Genomic DNA, 17,549 nt, shown 5'->3' with positions numbered 1-17,549 from the left:
AGCCTATTAGGTATCCTAAAACAGTAAAAGTCAGCTATTTTAGGATACTATTTTAAGCAAACAGGTCGCTATTTTGAGTGTTTATTCATAACGTAAGGCATCAATGGGATTAAGCCTAGCTGCTTTTATTGCGGGAGCTAAACCAAATACAATACCGATTAAAGAGGTAAAACCAAACGACAGCATAATAGCCCAGCCTGGTATATAAGCGTCGGGCATGCTTGGTACAGAGAGCGAAATGAGCTCGGCAGCACCATAGCCAATGACTAAGCCAATTAAGCCTCCAAATAATGACAGCACCACGGCTTCAACTAAAAATTGCAGCATGATAAAACCAGGAGTCGCCCCCAGTGCTTTTAATGTGCCTATCACACGGGTGCGTTCGGTGACAGATACAAGCATAATGTTCATTACACCAATACCGCCAACAACAAGACTGATACCTACAATCCCTGCGGTAATTGCTGTAGCGCTACCTGTAAATTTATCAACGTTAGCGCGTGCTTTTTCAGCTGTTTCAAATTCAAAGTCGTTTTCTTGATTGTCTTTTAGTTTATGTAATTGGCGTAAAATGCGAGTGATTTTAGCAAGTACCAATTCTTCATCACTGTCTTCTTTGAGTCTAAACATAATTTGTACATTGCTGCTGCTACTTGGACCCTCTAATGCGCTCATGGTACTGATGGGAATATTAATATAATCGTCTTGATCGAACCCCAATAAACTACCTTGTTTTTCAGCCACGCCAATAATTCTAAACCACTCGCCGCCAAGTTTAATATATTCGCCTACAGGGTTTTTTGGCAGGTTTAGCTTTTCAATAATGGATGGACCAATAAAAGCGACTCGACGGCGCTTTTCATCATCCTCTGCGCGAATAAAGCGCCCAAGTTCTGGAAAGGTTCTATACGCTTTTTGGTAATCTTGCTCTGTACCCATTACTCGTGATGAGTGGCTTTTATTTCCATATTCAGCGCCACCAGAAAAACGCCAAGTAAACATCAGTGCAGTGAGTGTTTCAGCCTCTTTTACTCGGGCTTTTAAGACTAAAAAATCGTTGTAAGTGAGTTTAGCATTTTTGCCCACCATTTCTTGTTCAATGCTGGTAAAGGGTTTAATTGTGGTTACATCAGGTGCCATATCTGCGAGTTGATCGTTAATTTGCTTAGTAAAGCCTTGCATAACGGCTACCACTGTAATAACCGCGGCAACCCCAATTATAATCCCTAAACAAGTGAGTGCGCTTCGCATGGCATTGGCTTTAATGGCCATTAGTGCTGCTTTTGTTCCTTCCATAATTGCAATAGCAGATTTAAACATGTTGTTTGTCTCCCTCGCCTTTACGAACATCACTCACTACCTTGCCATCAACTAAGCGAATAACTCGCTGGCAATGATCTGCAATTTCTTGTTCGTGAGTTACCAAAATAATGGTGTGGCCTTCATTATGTAGCTCATCAAATAGCGCCATAATTTCAGTGGTAGTTTTGCTGTCTAGATTCCCGGTTGGTTCGTCACCGAGTAAAATATGCGGTTTAGTCACTAGCGCTCGTGCAATGGCAACACGCTGGCGTTGCCCACCAGACAACTGGCTTGATAGATGATCCACTTTATCACCGAGTCCTACACGTTTGAGTGCATCGAGGGCTTTTTGTTTACGTTGTTTTGCGGGTATAAACCTATAAACCAAAGGCTGCATCACATTTTCAAGTGCCGACGCACGCGGAAGTAAGTTAAAGCTCTGAAAAATAAAGCCAACACTTTCGTTACGCTGATGAGCGAGCTCGGTTTCTGTCATACTTTTTACAAGTTTATCTTTTAAAAAGTAATCCCCAGTAGTTGGAGTATCTAAGCAACCCAATAAGTTCATTAAAGTTGACTTACCTGAACCTGAAGGACCGATTATAGCGACATACTCGTTTTCATTAATGACCACGTTTACATCATCAAGGGCTTTAAATATTTGCTCACCCATTTTGTATTGCTTGTTAATATGCTCAAGCTTAATTACCGCCGACATTATTGTGTATCCTTGGCGGTAGATTGCTTAACTTTTACTGTATCATTTTCTTTTAACTTACTGATTGGGCGTGCAGGGCCAATAACAATACGCTCTCCTTTATTTAAACCTTGGGTAATTGCTTGCTCTATATCTGAAGAAATACCTACTTCTACATAGGCTTTGCTTACAGTGTTATCGTCGTTTAAACGCCATACAAACGTTTTATCATCTTCTTTTTGTACGGCTTCGATAGGGAGCTTTAAGCCATTCACAGCAAGGCTTGTTGCGATTTCTGCACGGCAGCTCATACCTGCATATAGTTGCCTATCGGTATTATCAAGTAACACTTTCACTCGAAATGATAAACCTTGTGAACCTGCTTGGTTTTTTGCTGAGGTTCCAATGTTAATGACCTTGCCAGTGAAGGGTTGATTGGGGTACGCAGCAGCATAAATATCTGCATGCTGGTCCAATTTAATGCCAGCAATATCAGTTTCATCAACTCTGAGCTCAGCTAAAATAGCGCTTGGGTCGGCAACCAGCATTAAATCTGAGCCAATAATATTAGTGGTGCCGGCAATAACGGTTTCGCCTTCTTTAATATTTACTGAGGCGAGCAAACCACTCATTGGAGCACGAAATACACTTTTGCTAAGTCTATCTTCAGCGATTGAAAGAGAGGCTTTGGCTTGATTATAAGACTCTACTCTGGCTTCAATATCTATTTTGGCAAGGTCGCGTGCATTTTGTAAGTTCTCGTATACTTCTTGCCCTGCTAGGCCTACGTCATAAAGCTCTTTTTGACGTTTAAGCTGACGTTCAAAGTTCAAAAGGCGTGTTTTACTATGTTTTATTTCTATTTCGCTAGCTCGCAATACCGCTTTATTACGTGTTACTTCTGACTCAAAAGCAGTGGTATCTAAGCGCATTAAAATGTCGCCTTGTTTTACACTTTGCCCTTCTTCAACAAACACCTTGTCGACTCGTCCGGTTACCTCTGAACGTAACTGCACTTGAGTATTAAAGACTAAATTGCCAGAGGCCATAATGGAGTCTGCAATACTACCTTGCTCAACCTGTGCAACATTTACCTCTGGTGCTTTTTCATCGCCAGTAATTTGCTTTGATACGATAAGAGCAATAAAAGCTGCAATTGCAAGGGTAATGATAATCGCTTTTTTCATTTTTATTTCCGTATTTATGAGTAGGCAGAAAAGTTTGCCTACATTCCTTTAAGCAACAATAATAATTGTCCAGATGCTGTAAATGATAATGGTCGGTAGCGCAGCAAAAAGAAGTGCTTTATTAAAGCTGAAATTAGTCCAACACTTTAACCCAATAGCAACCAAAGCTATGCTCCAAAGACTAAAAATACTTAAACTCTCCATCATATTATAGAAGCTATCTCCAAGCTCTAATCCCAGAAATAACTGATTTATAGACGCGTAATTGAATAAACTAATAGGTAATTCATTGTTACTGGCTGTAAGAACTAGCGCAACAACACCTAAACTTGAAATAACCATGGGCATCATGCTCCAAACACCAAAACCATACCACGCACCATAGCTATAATTAGCATCAGGGTCTTGCTTAGATATCAACATGTAATACCCAGATAGGAGTGCATTTATAAAAAGAAGGCCGAAAATACCCCCGCCAATTGCAAACCACACTTGGTTATCGAGGCTTTGCTCCATACTTTGACGGATCATTTTTTTCTCGCCGATTGTGGCATCCACACTCGCTGCAGCAACCTGCTGGTCTAAAATAAATTGTGAGTCTGCAGTGGTATAAAATGTATAAGCAGAGGCTGCAAGGGTTAGAGCGAGAAGTGCAAAAGCAAGCCAAGACCAGCCTTTAGCTTCTTTTAGCCCATTAAAAGCCTTGCTTGGGCTGATAAAAATGTCGATACAAGCAGATAGCGCGTTAGATGACTTCATGATTATTCCTTTATGATTTTCTCAATAGTGAACTATATAGTTATCAGTCATATACTAAGGTAAAAGCGAGGTAAGTTGATTTATTAATTGTAACGGTTTGTTAACAAGGTGTGGCGTGATTAGATCTAGTTAAGTTATTTAAAACGAGAAAGGGCCTTTCGGCCCTTAGTGTTGCAGCAAGTAACACATTCTTTTTATAGGCTAAAGTCGACAGCGTAGGCTACATAAGCTTTTACATCTGAGCCGTCCATGTCGTTATCTGATAGGCCAAAAGTAAAACCATCTTTAGACACCGAAATACCATAATCAATAATATTGTCATCACCGATGAAATCGCCTGAGTAATGACCTATATGTAGCGCCATTTCTGTGCCATTGCTACCAACAGCGAAGCTGTAATCGGCATTTAGATACAATGAATCACCAAAATCAGTACCGTCACCATTGGCAGCAGAAGTTGCAAGTACGGCTGCACCAAATGTAAAGCCTTGCACACTAATGCTACCGTAGACTTCAGAAAAATCTGCATCTGCACCTGATGCCGCATCAGGGTAGGCATAATAGATATACCCTACGTCATAACTCACGCTTTCATTAATTGCGCCGCCAAAACCTGCGTATAAGTCTAGCTCGTAGGTCATTTCATCGGCCCAAGACGCATTTGACGCCCACGTACCTGCATAAAATCCAGATTCATTAGCGTAATCAATACCGCCAGATACAGCTGCATCGCCCCCAGTTTGCTCTTGTCCGCGCCATAAGTAGTTTGAAGTGGCTGCTGCATTTGCTGTTACTTCAGCAAATGCAGTAGTTGATGTCATTCCTGTTAATGCCAATGCACTGATCAATATTGTTTTTTGTAGTTTTAGCATGTCTCATTTCCCATTGTATGATTTTGCACGCCAAGGCTTTTTATTATGAACGACTACAACCTTTTGTTTGGCGGCATTTTATTATGTTACTAATGGGGTATTTGCACTGTGTGTGCCAAATTAAACTTATTCGTTTATAAATTATTTTTATTATTTAAAACAATGTATTGAAAATAATATGAGGTAGGGATAGAAAAGTAATTATTTAGCAGGTTCACTTTGCTGGTGCAAAAAATAGCCTAGCTGCACCATCAAAGCGCTGCTAGGCTATTTTATTTTTCTTGTGGGTTAATTAACCAAAAATGGCACGCATTAGGGTAATTGTTTCGTTAACACCGCGGCCTTTTTGTACTTCGCTAATAATAGAGTCACGTTTAGCACGAATATGCTCTGGAACATCATCAGCAGCAAGAGCGCGATCCACTAAAATCTCAGCAGATTCTTTGCCTCGGCGTGGCGCTTTACTGCTGCTAGAAGTGCTACGTGTAGGTTTATTAAGTAGCTTAATGTAGTTAGAGTTATCTGCAGTATTAGTATCTGCATAGTAAAAAAAGCAAGGTATAAGCGCTTTAATGTCCACCAACTGTGTTTCTAGTTCATTACCAGCATTGGCCATTTTAAACCATGACATAGCGTGAATGCTTTGTACTACATCTTGCCAGTAACGCTCAAAGTCACGGTTATTTAATTTGGTGATACCAAGTGCGGAGCAAAGTGCATCTAAGCGACTGTTACTAATTGGAGTAAACACATCAGGGCGGCGCATTGCTAATAAGCGGGTGGCAGGCGCCAGAGTTGGTTTTTCATCACTACCATTAAATGCACTCAAGTAAGCAATTACAAATTGTTGGTAATCATTTTGCGCTACATCACCCTCAAGTGGAATGTTGCTGAGTGCATCGTCGAATGCGCCTGGCAAATCAGCCAGCATCTGGTGAAAACCTTTGGCGCTTTTGGTAGAGGCAAACCATTCTACATCAAAGTTATAAGTACTCGTATCGAGTGATGCCATATGCTTACCGCTAAAAGCGAGTAAGTCTTCAGGGATCATCTCTTTTAACGGCTTTTCACGCAGACCTGCAATATAAGCAGTTAAACGTAATTGCTCATCAAGTGCCACCAGTTCTTTATGTTGCTCTACAAACATACTCACTACTGGCCAAGGTGCTACCCGTAATGTTTTTAACTGTAAAAAGCTAATGGCTGAAATAAGTTGGTCGTGCAGCTTTTTTAATAGTGGTAATTGTTGGCTTTCGAGTAAGTCGTAATTAATACGGTCGCGGCTTGCACTTAATAGCTCATAACACCAACCTAAAAAGTCTTCTGGATGGTTTTCCACTTTCACAGCCATCAGGTTTAGGCTTAGCTCTGAAGATTGCTTCAGAATATTTTGATAAATTTGACTTTCTTGCTCGCCTAATGCCATTTTTGACGGTGAAATTAGCAGTTTCTTCATGCCTTGTAGACTCTCCGGTTAGATATACTTTTTAGTCGCTTCATTTTAGCTTAAATAAGCCAGCAGCAACAGGGGCGTGCATCATACCGGAGAATACAGGGGATGCAATCTTGGTAAGTTAATTAACACAAGATTGCATCATTACTGTATTAATCGTGTTCATCGAGTGAAAACAGCCGTTCAACTGAGGTATTAAAGTGCTGTGCTATTTTTAAGGCAATGATCACCGAGGGTGTAAAACGAGATGTTTCAACCGTGCTAATGGTTTTTCGTGAAACATTAATAGCATCGGCCAGTTCTTGCTGTGAAAGCCCTGCCTTTTTACGAAATTCAGCTATATGATTTTGCACATTAACTCCTAATCACGGCTTTGCCAAAAAATAGAAATTCCGTATGCCAAACACATAATAGCAAGGTAAAAAGTAGCCATCATGCTATGAGATATGTGTAAAGTTAGGCCTTCAGAGAATAAATAAACCGTGCCCATACTAAATAACAATGCTAATACAACATGTTTATAAGCAATAGTATCTATAGTATTTAAGTATTCATCTTTATAAGTAAGGTGATATTTCATTCTCCATGTAAAGCCACCTCTAATTACAAACATAAGGAAAGAACCAAGAAATGCGGCGCTTCCTAAAATCAGCAACGGCGCTGACGTGTTTCCGATAATTGGGTAGCCACTGATTATTAGTAAAGTGATACCCATAAACACCGAAAACCATGCGTTCTGACTCATAAGTTTTTCTTCAGTTTTAATATCTTGTTGTTTCATAAAGTCCATCCTGTGGAAGTGTTAATTTATATTTTGTAACCTGTAGGTATCAATGTAACCTGTAGGTATCATTTGGTCAATATTTTTTTGTAACCTAAAGGTATCAAAATGTTTCAGTTACAATTCATATACCCACGTTAGAATGTAGGAAAGTAGATTTTTAGTTATTGGGCAATGCTTTTGGCGCTAACTCCCGCTATGATAAGAACATTATTTGCACGTTTGAAAGGATGATCATGAAGACCTTATTTAAAGTTATTGGTGTCATATTATTGCTATGCATAGCGTTAATTGTTGCTGCACCTTTTTTAATTCCTACTGATACCATTTTTAATAAAGTGTCTGAGCAGGTTGAAAAAACAACCGGGCGCACATTAACCATAAAGGGCGATAAAACCCTCAGTGTATTTCCTGCATTAAAGTTAGAACTTAATGATGTGCATTTTGCCAATATGCCCAGTGGCTCTCGCGCTGATATGGCGAGTATGCAGCAACTTGCTGTTCATATTCCTTGGCTTTCATTACTCGGTGGCGAACTAAAGCTAGAAAAGTTTGTAATTAATGAGCCTGATATTTTGCTAGAAACCGATAAAAGCGGCAAAGCAAACTGGCAGTTATTTGATGCAGTGGCCAAGCAACCAGAGCAACAAACTCAAGCGGGAGAGGCAGTCAAACTACCTGAAAACTTTGATATTCAATTAGGTGAAGTCGCTATTTATGGCGGGTCATTTACTTATTTAGATGGTCAAACGGGTGCTAAACAACAAATTAGCGATTTAGAACTGGCTATATTACTGCCTTCACTGCGTAAACAGCTTGAAGTAACCGGTGCTATTACTTATATGCAAGAGCGATTTGAGCTTGATGTAAAACTTAATACACCAGCAAAAGCGATTGAAGGCGCCACATTTAATGTAAAGCAAACGCTTAACTCACGTTTAGTAGATCTAATGTTTGATGGCAGCATAGCCAAACAAGGCCAAGACATTAAAGGACTTTTAACACTTAACGGTGATTCGGTTAAAAATATTGCTAACTGGCAAGGAGTTGACTTAAACGCTAAAAACAATGCGTTTAACGCCTTTAGCATCAATGCCGAAATGCACTTACTCGGTGAAGAGTTTAACTTAACTGAATTAGTAGCAACGCTCGATGCACTCGAGATTAAAGGTAAAAGTAAGTTAAATTTAGGCAGTCGCTTAGCTGTTAATGCTGATATTGACTTAGGCATGCTTGATTTAAATCCTTACTTACCTGAAACCGTAGCTAAAAAAGAAGTCCCAGCAAAAGACGACTCTAAGCCTGCAGAGCCAATAGTGTGGGATGATACTAAAATTGATTTAAGTGGCTTAAATGCATTAGATGCAAATGTGATTGTCCGTTCAAGTGGCTTAAAAGCGAACGATATTAAACTCGGCGCCAACCAGTTTACTGTGGCACTAAAAAATAGCGTTGCTAAATTAAGTTTAGACAGCTTTGCGGCTTATGAAGGAACAGGTAAAGGGGTGGTGACTATCAATGCTCAAAATACTCCTTATAAAATAGCAACCAACTTCGATTTAGATAAAATAGACGCACAGCCATTACTTAGCGATGCTGCAGGCTTTGATAAGCTAATGGGCAAGGGCTCTTTAAACTGGAATCTAACCACAGCAGGGCAAAGCCAAAAAACGTTTATTAACGCGCTTAATGGTAAACTAGGATTCAAGTTCGCTGATGGTGCAGTTAAGGGAGCAAACGTAGCAGAAATGGTGCGTAAGGGGAAAGAGCTAGTTAAAGGCAACTTTAATGCCGTGTCTGAGGGATTAGATACAGGATTTGAGGAATCTGAGAAAACAGATTTCTCTGCACTTTCTGGTAGTTTTAACTTTACCAATGGCGTAGGCAAAAATACTGATTTATCGTTGATCAGCCCCTTAATACGTATTTCAGGTGAAGGAGACGTTGATTTACCGCAAACTCAGGTTAATTACCGCCTAGTAACAGGTTTAGTTGATTCTATTGAAGGTCAGGGTACTACCGATGATAGCACTGGCTTTAAAATTCCCCTGAGGATAAAAGGCCCATTTCATGATGTTGGCATAAAATTAGATATAGGCAGTGCGGTTAAAGATGAAGCAAAAGAAAAAGCTAAAGACAAAATTAAAGACAAATTAAAAGGTTTGTTTGGCTAATTTTAATTACTGATATAAAACAAGGCACCGTAAAGGTGCCTTGTTTGTTTTATAACCACCTGTAATTTAGATAGATAGCATAAAAAACCAGTTTCTAATTTATCGTCCGCGTTAAATTAATTAAAAAATAACCTACCACTCCCCCCTCAATGCTGATACAATTGCCCGCCCTTAAGAGACATCTAGTATGTTTTTTGAGTGGAATTCAATCGAAATGTCTTGATTTTAAACAAATTTAAGACAAGTTGTAATTACTACACCGGAGGTCATTAACATGATCCAAATGCAAACTCAGCTGGAAGTTGCTGATAACAGCGGCGCTCGCAAAGTGCAGTGTATAAAAGTCCTTGGTGGTTCACACCGTCGCTATGCAGCGATTGGCGATATCATTAAAGTTTCTGTAAAAGAAGCGATTCCTCGCGGTAAAGTGAAGAAAGGTGATGTTAAAAACGCGGTAGTTGTGCGTACCAAAAAAGGCGTTCGTCGTCCAGACGGTTCATTGATCCGTTTCGACAGCAATGCGGCTGTTATCTTAAATGATAACTTGCAGCCTATTGGTACTCGTATTTTCGGCCCTGTGACTCGCGAACTTCGTAATGAAAAGTTCATGAAAATCGTTTCACTAGCCCCAGAAGTACTGTAAGGAGTCTATCATGGCAGCAAAAATCCGTCGTGATGACGAAGTAATCGTACTAGCAGGTAAAGACAAAGGTAAGCGCGGCAAAGTGCTTTCAGTTGTAACCGAGTCTGGTCGAGTATTTGTCGAAGGCATTAACTTAATCAAGAAACACCAAAAGCCGGTTCCACAGTTGAACCAAGCTGGCGGTATTGTTGAGAAAGAAGCGTCTATCGACGTATCAAACGTTGCGATCTACAACTCGGAAACGAGCAAAGCAGATCGTGTAGGTTTCAAGATTGAAGATGGTAAGAAATTACGTATCTTTAAATCTACTGGTAAAACTATCTAATAGTTGGAGTAGAATGATGGCGAAACTGCATGAAGTATATAAAGACAAAGTAGTTGCTGAACTTCAAGAGAAGTTTGGTTTCAGCTCTGTCATGCAAGTCCCTCAGATCGAGAAGATCACATTAAATATGGGTGTGGGCGAAGCCTTAGCTGACAAGAAGATTTTAGATAACGCTGTTGCGGATCTAGAAGCTATCTCTGGTCAGAAACCTTTAATCACTAAAGCACGCAAATCTGTTGCTGGCTTCAAAGTGCGTGAAGGTTACCCGATTGGTTGTAAAGTAACCCTACGCGGCGAGCGTATGTGGGACTTTTTTGAGCGTTTGGTTTCAATCGCTATCCCACGTATCCGTGACTTCCGTGGTGTAAGTGCTAAGTCTTTTGATGGACGTGGTAACTACAGCATGGGCGTACGTGAACAAATCATCTTCCCAGAAATTGATTATGATAAAGTAGACCGTGTACGCGGTATGGATATCACAATCACTACATCTGCGAAATCAGATGAGGAAGGCCGTGCGTTGTTAGAAGCGTTTAACTTCCCATTCAAGAAATAAGGGTAGGGTTATGGCAAAGAATTCTATGAAAGCGCGCGAAGCAAAGCGCACTAAACTAGTTGCTCAGTACGCTGAAAAGCGTGCAGCACTAAAAGCTATCATCAGTGATGTTAATACATCTGAAGATGATCGTTGGGACGCGGTACTTAAGCTACAAGCTTTACCTCGTGATTCTAGCCCTGCACGTCAACGTAATCGTTGTAACATTACGGGCCGCCCACATGGTTTCCTTCGCAAATTCGGCATGAGCCGTATTAAAGTTCGCGAAGCAGCTATGCGCGGTGAAATTCCTGGCCTTAAAAAGGCTAGCTGGTAATAGAATCATGGGAGTAAGACTATGAGCTTGCAAGATCCTATCGCGGATTTATTTACACGAATCCGTAACGGTCAGTCAGCGAAGAAAGTATCTGTAACGATGCCTAATTCGAAACTGAAAGTAGCAGTAGCTAATGTATTAAAAAATGAAGGTTACATCGCAGACTTCGCAGTAAGTGGTGATGTTAAACCTGAGCTTTCTATCGAGTTAAAGTACTTCGAAGGCAAAGCTGTTATTGAAAATATCCAGCGTGTAAGTCGCCCTGGTCTACGTATCTATAAGAGACGTGACGAATTACCGAAGGTAATGGGTGGTTTAGGTATCGCTATCGTATCAACTTCTAAAGGCCTAATGACAGACCGCGCAGCACGTAGTGCAGGCGTTGGTGGTGAAATCATTGGTTTTGTAGCTTAATCGGAGGGGAACTATGTCTCGCATAGCAAAGGCACCAATAAACGTTCCTGCCGGTGTAGAAGTTACATTAAAAGGCCAGGAAATCACAGTTAAAGGCAAAAACGGTGAACTTACTCGTACAATCAACGATGCAGTTGAAGTACAAGTTAACGACAACGTTATTACAACTTTACCTCGTGAAGGCGTAGCCAATGCATGGGCACAAGCAGGTACTGCTCGCGCTCTAATCAACAACATGGTTGTTGGTACGCATGAAGGTTACGAGAAGAAACTTCAGTTAGTAGGTGTTGGTTACCGTGCTGCAGCTAAGGGCAAAGTTTTAGACTTAACTCTTGGTTTCTCGCACCCAGTTAATTTCGCAGTTCCTGAAGGAATTACGATTGAAACTCCAAGCCAAACAGAAGTTCTAGTTAAGGGCGTAGACAAGCAGTTAGTTGGTCAAACAGCTGCTAACATTCGTGCATACCGTAAACCTGAGCCTTATAAAGGTAAAGGTGTTCGTTATTCAGATGAGAATGTACGCCGTAAAGAGGCTAAGAAGAAGTAAGGTAAGACGATGGATAAAAAAACAGCTCGTCTACGTCGTGCTAAACGCACTCGTAGAAATTATATTGAACAAGGCACAACGCGTCTTGTTATCCACCGCACGCCACGTCACATTTACGCTCAAGTTGTAAACGCTGAGGGTAATGTACTGGCTGCTGCTTCTACTGTTGAGAAAGCTATTAGCGAAACAGTTAAAGGCACAGGCAACGTTGCAGCTGCACAAGCAGTTGGTAAAGCGGTTGCTGAACGTGCGGCTGACAAAGGCATCGAAAAGATTGCTTTTGATCGCAGTGGCTTTAAATATCACGGCCGTGTGAAGGCGCTAGCTGATGCTGCGCGTGAAGCCGGTTTGCAATTCTAGGAGTAGACAATGGCTAACGTAGAAGCAAAGCAACAACAGCCTGATTTAGCTGAAAAGCTAATCGCGGTGAACCGTGTGTCTAAAGTAGTTAAAGGTGGTCGTATCTTTAGCTTTACTGCACTAACTGTAGTTGGTGATGGCGCAGGTAAAGTAGGTTTCGGTTATGGTAAAGCACGTGAAGTTCCAGCTGCTATTCAAAAAGCAATGGAAAAAGCACGTCGTAACATGATCAACGTAGACCTAAATGGCAACACATTACAGCATCCTGTTAAAGGACGTCATGCTGGCTCACAAGTGTTTATGAAACCAGCATCTGAAGGTACTGGTATCATTGCAGGTGGTGCTATGCGTGCAGTACTTGAAGTGACTGGTGTGCAGAACGTACTTTCTAAATGTTACGGTTCTACTAACCCGATCAACGTTGTACGTGCAACGATCTCAGCACTTGAGAACATGAATTCTCCTCAGTCGATCGCTGCAAAACGTGGTCTTCGAGTAGATGAGATTTTGGGGTAAACCATGGCTAATAAAACTGTAAAAGTAACACAAGTAAAAAGCTCTATCGGTCGTTTACCGAAGCATAAAGCTACATTACGCGGTCTTGGTTTACGTCGTATCAATCACACTGTTGAGTTAGAAGACACAGCATGTGTACGTGGTATGATTAACCAGGTTTATTACATGGTTAAGGTAGAGGGGTAATTCGATGCATTTGAATACACTTTCACCTGCTGCAGGTTCAAAAACTGCTCCAAAACGTGTTGGTCGTGGTATCGGTTCTGGTCTTGGTAAGACTGGTGGCCGTGGTCACAAAGGTCAAAAATCACGTTCTGGCGGTAAAGTACGCGTTGGTTTCGAAGGCGGTCAAATGCCTATGCAACGTCGTCTACCTAAGTTCGGTTTCACTTCTCGCAAATCATTAGTATCTGCAGAAATTAACCTATACGAAATCGCTAAAGTTGAAGGCGATGTGGTAGACCTAAGCGCGTTACAAGCAGCTGGTCTAGTTAAAAAGAACGTTCAGTTCGTTAAAGTTGTTAAATCTGGCGAAGTTTCACGCGCTGTTACCGTTAAAGGCCTTAAGGCTACTAAAGGTGCACGCGAAGCTATCGAAGCTGCCGGAGGCAAGGTAGAAGACTAAGGAAGTACTAATGGCTAAACCAGGTCAAGATACACAAAGTGCACAAGGTGGACTTTCGGAATTGAAGCGCCGATTACTCTTCGTATTGGGTGCTATCATAATTTACCGTCTAGGTTCATTTGTGCCGATCCCTGGGATTGACGCCGCTGTACTTGCCGATTTCTTCGAGCAACAAAAGGGCACCATTGTTGAGATGTTCAACATGTTTAGCGGTGGTGCGCTTGAGCGAGCTTCAGTGTTAGCACTGGGTATCATGCCGTATATCTCGGCTTCGATTATTACGCAACTATTAACGCATATGTATCCGCCGTTTATAGAGCTTAAGAAAGAAGGTGAGCAAGGGCGTAAAAAGATAAGCCAGTACACACGCTACGGCACGCTTGTGCTTGCTACTATCCAATCAATCGGTATTGCCACAAGCTTACCGGGCATGATGAACGGGTTAGTTGTTAACCCAGGTATGGGATTCTATTTCACCGCAGTGGTGAGTTTAGTAACCGGTACTATGTTCCTTATGTGGTTGGGCGAACAGATAACAGAACGTGGTATCGGTAACGGTATCTCAGTTCTAATATTTGTTGGTATTGTAGCTAACCTGCCGTCTGCTATTGGTTCGACAGCCGAAATGGCGCGCCAAGGTGATTTGAATGTTTTTGTACTGTTGATGGTTGCGGTTATAGTATTCGCTGTTACTTATCTTGTTGTATTCTTTGAACGTGGACAACGACGTATCGTTGTTAACTACGCCAAACGTCAACAAGGTCGTCAAGTATTTGCTGCTCAAAGCACGCATTTACCTCTGAAAGTAAATATGGCGGGTGTTATTCCACCAATCTTCGCTAGCAGTATAATTCTGTTCCCTGGTACAATTGCAAGCTGGTTCGGCCAGGGTGAAGGTCCGGTTGCTGATGTGCTACAAGCAATTGCTACAACGTTGACTCCAGGTCAGCCTTTGTATGCAATGGTTTTAGCTGCGGCTATCATCTTCTTCTGCTTTTTCTACACAGCGTTGGTTTTTAACCCGCGTGAAACGGCAGACAACCTGAAAAAATCTGGCGCATTTATCCCAGGTATTCGTCCAGGTGAGCAGACATCTAAATACATTGATAAAGTGATGACACGCCTGACATTGGCAGGTGCTTTGTATATAACCTTTATCTGTCTGGTGCCCGAATTCATGACTATGGCATGGCAAACGCCATTCTATTTCGGCGGTACATCAATTTTGATTATCGTTGTAGTAATCATGGACTTTATGGCACAAGTACAGACGCATCTGATGTCACATCAGTATGATTCTGTGCTGAAAAAAGCGAACCTTAAAGGCTACGGTCGATAAGGTCAGTTTACGGAGTTGAGCAATGAAAGTACGTGCTTCCGTTAAGAAAATATGCCGTAACTGTAAAGTTATTAAACGTGCTGGTGTAGTACGCGTAATTTGCAGTGAGCCTAAGCATAAGCAAAGGCAAGGCTAAGTAAACAGTCGTGCAGGCTGAGGTTTCTCGGCCTGTGTTTTTAGTTGTGATTTGGTCTTCGTTTGAGTATCCTTACGGGCTTTTCAAACAGATGATTACCAAATTCAAATATAGGAGATGTGTTAGTGGCCCGTATCGCTGGCATTAACGTCCCTGATCATAAACATGCAGTTATTGGTTTAACAGCTATTTATGGCATAGGTAAGACTCGCTCTAAGGCTATCTTAGAAGCGACTGGTATCGCCGAGACCACAAAAATCGGTGAACTTTCAGACGAAACACTTGACGTATTGCGTGAAGCAGTTGGCAAGTACACTGTAGAAGGTGACCTTCGTCGTGAAGTTACTTTGAATATCAAGCGCCTTATGGACCTTGGTTGTTTCCGTGGCCTACGTCACCGTCGCTCTTTACCACTTCGTGGTCAAAGAACAAAGACTAACGCGCGTACCCGTAAGGGTCCTCGTAAGCCTATTAAGCGATAAGGGGATAGTAAAATGGCTAAGACACCAATTCGTCGTAAAAAGGTTAAAAAGCAAGTTGCTGATGGTATGGCTCATGTTCATGCGTCTTTCAACAACACTATTGTAACAATTACCGACCGTCAAGGTAATGCACTATCATGGGCTACTGCCGGTGGTTCAGGTTTCCGTGGTTCACGTAAATCTACTCCATTTGCTGCTCAGGTTGCTGCAGAGCGTGCAGGTACTGCTGCTCAAGAATACGGTTTAAAAAATCTAGAAGTTTTCATCAAAGGTCCAGGTCCAGGTCGTGAATCTGCTGTACGTGCTTTGAATGCTGCTGGTTACCGTATCACCAACATTACTGACGTGACGCCAATACCACACAATGGTTGTCGTCCACCGAAGAAACGTCGCGTTTAACAATAGGTTAGGAGAAATAACATGGCAAGATATTTGGGCCCTAAGCTCAAGCTGAGTCGTCGTGAAGGTACTGACCTGTTCCTTAAGAGCGGCGTAAGAGCTATCGACTCTAAGTGTAAACTTGAGACTGCACCTGGTCAGCACGGCGCTCGTAAAGGACGCTTATCTGATTACGGTTTACAATTACGTGAAAAGCAAAAAGTACGTCGTATCTACGGTGTATTAGAAAAGCAATTCCGTAACTACTACAAAGAAGCTGCTCGCCTTAAAGGTAATACAGGTGAAAACTTGTTACAGCTTTTAGAGCAACGTTTAGACAATGTTGTATATCGCATGGGTTTTGCTAGCACACGCGCTGAAGCACGTCAGTTAGTAAGCCACAAAGCGATTCTAGTTAATGGTCGTGTTGTGAACATTCCTTCATACGTAATTACTCCAGAAGATACTGTTGTAATCCGTGAGAAGTCTAAGACACAAGCACGTATCATCGCTGCTCTAGAGTTGGCTGAGCAACGTGAAAAGCCGACTTGGGTTGAAGTTGACGGTAAGAAATTGGAAGGTAGCTTCAAGCGCCTACCTGAGCGTTCAGATCTGTCTGCGGACATTAATGAACAACTAATCGTCGAACTTTACTCTAAGTAAAGTTAAGAGTTAAGAGAGGATAAAATGCAGGGTTCTGTTACAGAATTTCTAAAACCAAGGTTAGTCGATATCGACGCTATAAACCCAACGCGTTCTAAAGTAGTTTTAGAACCACTCGAGCGTGGCTTTGGTCACACTTTGGGTAATGCCTTACGCCGTATACTGTTATCATCTATGCCTGGATGTGCAGTAACTGAAGTTGAAATCGACGGTGTATTGCATGAGTACAGCGCGAAAGAAGGCGTACAAGAAGACATCATTGAAATACTACTAAACCTTAAAGGTCTAGCGGTAACGTTAGAAGGCAAAGATGAAGTTTTTCTGACCCTGACTAAATCTGGTGTAGGCCCTGTGACTGCGGCAGATATTCAGCACGATGGCGATGTAACAATTGCTAACCCAGATCATGTTATTTGTAATTTAACTACAAATAACAGCGAGATCAGCATGCGTATTCGTGTTGAGCGTGGTCGTGGTTATGTGCCGGCATCTAGTCGTTTATCCTCTGATGACGATGAGCGTCCAATTGGTCGATTGCTGCTTGATGCATCATTCAGCCCAGTTGAACGTATTGCGTACTCGGTTGAATCAGCCCGTGTTGAGCAACGTACAGACTTAGACAAGTTAATCATTGATATGGAAACAAACGGCACTTTAGATCCTGAAGAAGCGATCCGCCGTGCGTCTACTATCTTAGCTGAGCAACTAGATGCATTCGTAGATTTACGCGATGTAACTGAGCCAGAAGAGAAAGAAGAGAAGCCAGAATTCGATCCTATTCTACTTCGTCCAGTTGATGATCTTGAACTAACAGTACGTTCAGCAAACTGTTTGAAAGCCGAGCAAATTCAATATATCGGTGATTTAGTTCAGCGCACTGAAGTTGAGCTTCTTAAAACGCCTAATTTAGGTAAGAAGTCTCTAACTGAAATAAAAGACGTGCTAGCTTCACGTGGTCTTTCTCTAGGTATGCGCCTAGAAAATTGGCCGCCTGCAAGCCTAGCTGAATAATCTAAATCACTAT

25 protein-coding genes are annotated in these 17,549 nt (G+C 41.7%); 17 read left to right on the top strand and 8 right to left on the bottom strand.

The window, feature by feature from the left end; all coding sequences use genetic code 11:
• Window positions 1–81 precede the first annotated feature (81 nt).
• The 8 genes from PSM_RS14180 to PSM_RS14145 all read right to left on the bottom strand — a co-directional run bounded on the left by PSM_RS14180 (window position 82) and on the right by PSM_RS14145 (window position 7,051).
• Window positions 82–1,320, bottom strand: coding sequence for an ABC transporter permease (locus tag PSM_RS14180; RefSeq protein ID WP_013466081.1), 1,239 nt, complete (start codon window positions 1,318–1,320; stop codon window positions 82–84).
• The gene (locus PSM_RS14175) at window positions 1,313–2,020 is read right to left on the bottom strand and encodes an ABC transporter ATP-binding protein (protein WP_008467268.1); all 708 of its coding nucleotides are present in this window, start codon (window positions 2,018–2,020) and stop codon (window positions 1,313–1,315) included. The genes PSM_RS14180 and PSM_RS14175 overlap by 8 nt, the downstream gene beginning before the upstream one ends.
• A complete protein-coding gene (locus tag PSM_RS14170; RefSeq protein ID WP_013466080.1) occupies window positions 2,020–3,186 on the bottom strand; it encodes an efflux RND transporter periplasmic adaptor subunit in 1,167 nt (388 codons plus the stop codon). Before PSM_RS14170 ends, PSM_RS14175 begins: the two co-directional genes overlap by 1 nt.
• Before the next feature lie 48 nt (window positions 3,187–3,234).
• The gene (locus tag PSM_RS14165) at window positions 3,235–3,945 is read right to left on the bottom strand and encodes a YIP1 family protein (RefSeq protein WP_013466079.1); all 711 of its coding nucleotides are present in this window, start codon (window positions 3,943–3,945) and stop codon (window positions 3,235–3,237) included.
• Window positions 3,946–4,139: 194 nt separating this feature from the next.
• Window positions 4,140–4,817, bottom strand: coding sequence for a TorF family putative porin (locus PSM_RS14160; protein WP_013466077.1), 678 nt, complete (start codon window positions 4,815–4,817; stop codon window positions 4,140–4,142).
• Window positions 4,818–5,109: 292 nt separating this feature from the next.
• Window positions 5,110–6,273, bottom strand: a complete 1,164-nt coding sequence (locus PSM_RS14155) for a hypothetical protein (protein ID WP_013466076.1) — start codon at window positions 6,271–6,273, stop codon at window positions 5,110–5,112.
• A gap of 149 nt (window positions 6,274–6,422) precedes the next feature.
• On the bottom strand, window positions 6,423–6,623 hold the full coding sequence (locus PSM_RS14150) for a helix-turn-helix transcriptional regulator (RefSeq protein ID WP_013466075.1): 201 nt from the start codon (window positions 6,621–6,623) through the stop codon (window positions 6,423–6,425).
• Between the two features lie 8 nt (window positions 6,624–6,631).
• On the bottom strand, window positions 6,632–7,051 hold the full coding sequence (locus PSM_RS14145; RefSeq protein WP_008115399.1) for a hypothetical protein: 420 nt from the start codon (window positions 7,049–7,051) through the stop codon (window positions 6,632–6,634).
• Between the two features lie 236 nt (window positions 7,052–7,287).
• Between PSM_RS14145 and PSM_RS14140 the strand changes: the two genes are divergently transcribed.
• The 17 genes from PSM_RS14140 to PSM_RS14065 all read left to right on the top strand — a co-directional run bounded on the left by PSM_RS14140 (window position 7,288) and on the right by PSM_RS14065 (window position 17,536).
• Window positions 7,288–9,225, top strand: coding sequence for an AsmA family protein (locus PSM_RS14140; protein ID WP_013466074.1), 1,938 nt, complete (start codon window positions 7,288–7,290; stop codon window positions 9,223–9,225).
• 274 nt (window positions 9,226–9,499) lie between these two features.
• Window positions 9,500–9,868 carry a 50S ribosomal protein L14 gene (gene rplN / locus PSM_RS14135; RefSeq protein ID WP_008115397.1) on the top strand — a complete coding sequence of 123 codons (369 nt, stop codon included), beginning with the start codon at window positions 9,500–9,502 and terminating at the stop codon, window positions 9,866–9,868.
• A 10-nt stretch (window positions 9,869–9,878) separates the two neighbouring features.
• Window positions 9,879–10,193 carry a 50S ribosomal protein L24 gene (gene rplX / locus PSM_RS14130; RefSeq protein WP_004589210.1) on the top strand — a complete coding sequence of 105 codons (315 nt, stop codon included), beginning with the start codon at window positions 9,879–9,881 and terminating at the stop codon, window positions 10,191–10,193.
• Window positions 10,194–10,209: 16 nt separating this feature from the next.
• A complete protein-coding gene (gene rplE, locus PSM_RS14125) occupies window positions 10,210–10,749 on the top strand; it encodes a 50S ribosomal protein L5 (protein WP_010392500.1) in 540 nt (179 codons plus the stop codon).
• 10 nt (window positions 10,750–10,759) lie between these two features.
• On the top strand, window positions 10,760–11,065 hold the full coding sequence (gene rpsN / locus PSM_RS14120; protein WP_006794245.1) for a 30S ribosomal protein S14: 306 nt from the start codon (window positions 10,760–10,762) through the stop codon (window positions 11,063–11,065).
• A gap of 21 nt (window positions 11,066–11,086) precedes the next feature.
• On the top strand, window positions 11,087–11,479 hold the full coding sequence (rpsH, locus tag PSM_RS14115; RefSeq protein ID WP_008115392.1) for a 30S ribosomal protein S8: 393 nt from the start codon (window positions 11,087–11,089) through the stop codon (window positions 11,477–11,479).
• A gap of 13 nt (window positions 11,480–11,492) precedes the next feature.
• Window positions 11,493–12,026: a 50S ribosomal protein L6 gene (gene rplF / locus PSM_RS14110; protein ID WP_006794247.1), complete on the top strand. Its 534-nt coding sequence runs from the start codon at window positions 11,493–11,495 to the stop codon at window positions 12,024–12,026.
• Between the two features lie 9 nt (window positions 12,027–12,035).
• The gene (gene rplR, locus PSM_RS14105) at window positions 12,036–12,386 is read left to right on the top strand and encodes a 50S ribosomal protein L18 (protein WP_008115388.1); all 351 of its coding nucleotides are present in this window, start codon (window positions 12,036–12,038) and stop codon (window positions 12,384–12,386) included.
• Window positions 12,387–12,395: 9 nt separating this feature from the next.
• Window positions 12,396–12,902, top strand: coding sequence for a 30S ribosomal protein S5 (gene rpsE, locus PSM_RS14100; protein WP_008115387.1), 507 nt, complete (start codon window positions 12,396–12,398; stop codon window positions 12,900–12,902).
• A gap of 3 nt (window positions 12,903–12,905) precedes the next feature.
• Complete coding sequence (gene rpmD / locus PSM_RS14095) at window positions 12,906–13,088, top strand: 50S ribosomal protein L30 (protein WP_008115384.1); 183 nt, start codon at window positions 12,906–12,908, stop codon at window positions 13,086–13,088.
• A gap of 4 nt (window positions 13,089–13,092) precedes the next feature.
• The gene (gene rplO, locus PSM_RS14090; RefSeq protein ID WP_013466073.1) at window positions 13,093–13,527 is read left to right on the top strand and encodes a 50S ribosomal protein L15; all 435 of its coding nucleotides are present in this window, start codon (window positions 13,093–13,095) and stop codon (window positions 13,525–13,527) included.
• Between the two features lie 10 nt (window positions 13,528–13,537).
• Complete coding sequence (gene secY, locus PSM_RS14085) at window positions 13,538–14,866, top strand: preprotein translocase subunit SecY (RefSeq protein WP_008115380.1); 1,329 nt, start codon at window positions 13,538–13,540, stop codon at window positions 14,864–14,866.
• 22 nt (window positions 14,867–14,888) lie between these two features.
• Window positions 14,889–15,002: a 50S ribosomal protein L36 gene (gene rpmJ, locus PSM_RS18485; protein ID WP_002959476.1), complete on the top strand. Its 114-nt coding sequence runs from the start codon at window positions 14,889–14,891 to the stop codon at window positions 15,000–15,002.
• A gap of 125 nt (window positions 15,003–15,127) precedes the next feature.
• The gene (rpsM, locus tag PSM_RS14080; RefSeq protein ID WP_008115377.1) at window positions 15,128–15,484 is read left to right on the top strand and encodes a 30S ribosomal protein S13; all 357 of its coding nucleotides are present in this window, start codon (window positions 15,128–15,130) and stop codon (window positions 15,482–15,484) included.
• Between the two features lie 12 nt (window positions 15,485–15,496).
• Window positions 15,497–15,883, top strand: a complete 387-nt coding sequence (rpsK, locus tag PSM_RS14075) for a 30S ribosomal protein S11 (RefSeq protein ID WP_002959471.1) — start codon at window positions 15,497–15,499, stop codon at window positions 15,881–15,883.
• A 21-nt stretch (window positions 15,884–15,904) separates the two neighbouring features.
• Complete coding sequence (rpsD, locus tag PSM_RS14070; protein WP_002959461.1) at window positions 15,905–16,525, top strand: 30S ribosomal protein S4; 621 nt, start codon at window positions 15,905–15,907, stop codon at window positions 16,523–16,525.
• A gap of 24 nt (window positions 16,526–16,549) precedes the next feature.
• A complete protein-coding gene (locus PSM_RS14065; RefSeq protein ID WP_008115371.1) occupies window positions 16,550–17,536 on the top strand; it encodes a DNA-directed RNA polymerase subunit alpha in 987 nt (328 codons plus the stop codon).
• Window positions 17,537–17,549 lie beyond the last annotated feature (13 nt).

Source organism: Pseudoalteromonas sp. SM9913 (assembly GCF_000184065.1).
GTDB classification, from domain to species: Bacteria; Pseudomonadota; Gammaproteobacteria; order Enterobacterales; family Alteromonadaceae; genus Pseudoalteromonas; species Pseudoalteromonas tetraodonis.
Note: the sequence above shows the minus strand (reverse complement) of the source record. Positions and strands in the feature narration are given on the sequence as shown.

Excerpts from the sequence above, each read along its gene's own strand:
- PSM_RS14180 (WP_013466081.1), bottom strand. The coding sequence starts at position 1,320 with ATGTTTAAATCTGCTATTGCAATTATGGAAGGAACAAAAGCAGCACTA.
- PSM_RS14175 (WP_008467268.1), bottom strand. The coding sequence starts at position 2,020 with ATGTCGGCGGTAATTAAGCTTGAGCATATTAACAAGCAATACAAAATG.
- PSM_RS14170 (WP_013466080.1), bottom strand. The coding sequence starts at position 3,186 with ATGAAAAAAGCGATTATCATTACCCTTGCAATTGCAGCTTTTATTGCT.
- PSM_RS14165 (WP_013466079.1), bottom strand. The coding sequence starts at position 3,945 with ATGAAGTCATCTAACGCGCTATCTGCTTGTATCGACATTTTTATCAGC.
- PSM_RS14160 (WP_013466077.1), bottom strand. The coding sequence starts at position 4,817 with ATGCTAAAACTACAAAAAACAATATTGATCAGTGCATTGGCATTAACA.
- PSM_RS14155 (WP_013466076.1), bottom strand. The coding sequence starts at position 6,273 with ATGAAGAAACTGCTAATTTCACCGTCAAAAATGGCATTAGGCGAGCAA.
- PSM_RS14145 (WP_008115399.1), bottom strand. The coding sequence starts at position 7,051 with ATGAAACAACAAGATATTAAAACTGAAGAAAAACTTATGAGTCAGAAC.
- PSM_RS14140 (WP_013466074.1), top strand. The coding sequence starts at position 7,288 with ATGAAGACCTTATTTAAAGTTATTGGTGTCATATTATTGCTATGCATA.
- rplN (WP_008115397.1), top strand. The coding sequence starts at position 9,500 with ATGATCCAAATGCAAACTCAGCTGGAAGTTGCTGATAACAGCGGCGCT.
- rplX (WP_004589210.1), top strand. The coding sequence starts at position 9,879 with ATGGCAGCAAAAATCCGTCGTGATGACGAAGTAATCGTACTAGCAGGT.
- rplE (WP_010392500.1), top strand. The coding sequence starts at position 10,210 with ATGGCGAAACTGCATGAAGTATATAAAGACAAAGTAGTTGCTGAACTT.
- rpsN (WP_006794245.1), top strand. The coding sequence starts at position 10,760 with ATGGCAAAGAATTCTATGAAAGCGCGCGAAGCAAAGCGCACTAAACTA.
- rpsH (WP_008115392.1), top strand. The coding sequence starts at position 11,087 with ATGAGCTTGCAAGATCCTATCGCGGATTTATTTACACGAATCCGTAAC.
- rplF (WP_006794247.1), top strand. The coding sequence starts at position 11,493 with ATGTCTCGCATAGCAAAGGCACCAATAAACGTTCCTGCCGGTGTAGAA.
- rplR (WP_008115388.1), top strand. The coding sequence starts at position 12,036 with ATGGATAAAAAAACAGCTCGTCTACGTCGTGCTAAACGCACTCGTAGA.
- rpsE (WP_008115387.1), top strand. The coding sequence starts at position 12,396 with ATGGCTAACGTAGAAGCAAAGCAACAACAGCCTGATTTAGCTGAAAAG.
- rpmD (WP_008115384.1), top strand. The coding sequence starts at position 12,906 with ATGGCTAATAAAACTGTAAAAGTAACACAAGTAAAAAGCTCTATCGGT.
- rplO (WP_013466073.1), top strand. The coding sequence starts at position 13,093 with ATGCATTTGAATACACTTTCACCTGCTGCAGGTTCAAAAACTGCTCCA.
- secY (WP_008115380.1), top strand. The coding sequence starts at position 13,538 with ATGGCTAAACCAGGTCAAGATACACAAAGTGCACAAGGTGGACTTTCG.
- rpmJ (WP_002959476.1), top strand. The coding sequence starts at position 14,889 with ATGAAAGTACGTGCTTCCGTTAAGAAAATATGCCGTAACTGTAAAGTT.
- rpsK (WP_002959471.1), top strand. The coding sequence starts at position 15,497 with ATGGCTAAGACACCAATTCGTCGTAAAAAGGTTAAAAAGCAAGTTGCT.
- rpsD (WP_002959461.1), top strand. The coding sequence starts at position 15,905 with ATGGCAAGATATTTGGGCCCTAAGCTCAAGCTGAGTCGTCGTGAAGGT.
- PSM_RS14065 (WP_008115371.1), top strand. The coding sequence starts at position 16,550 with ATGCAGGGTTCTGTTACAGAATTTCTAAAACCAAGGTTAGTCGATATC.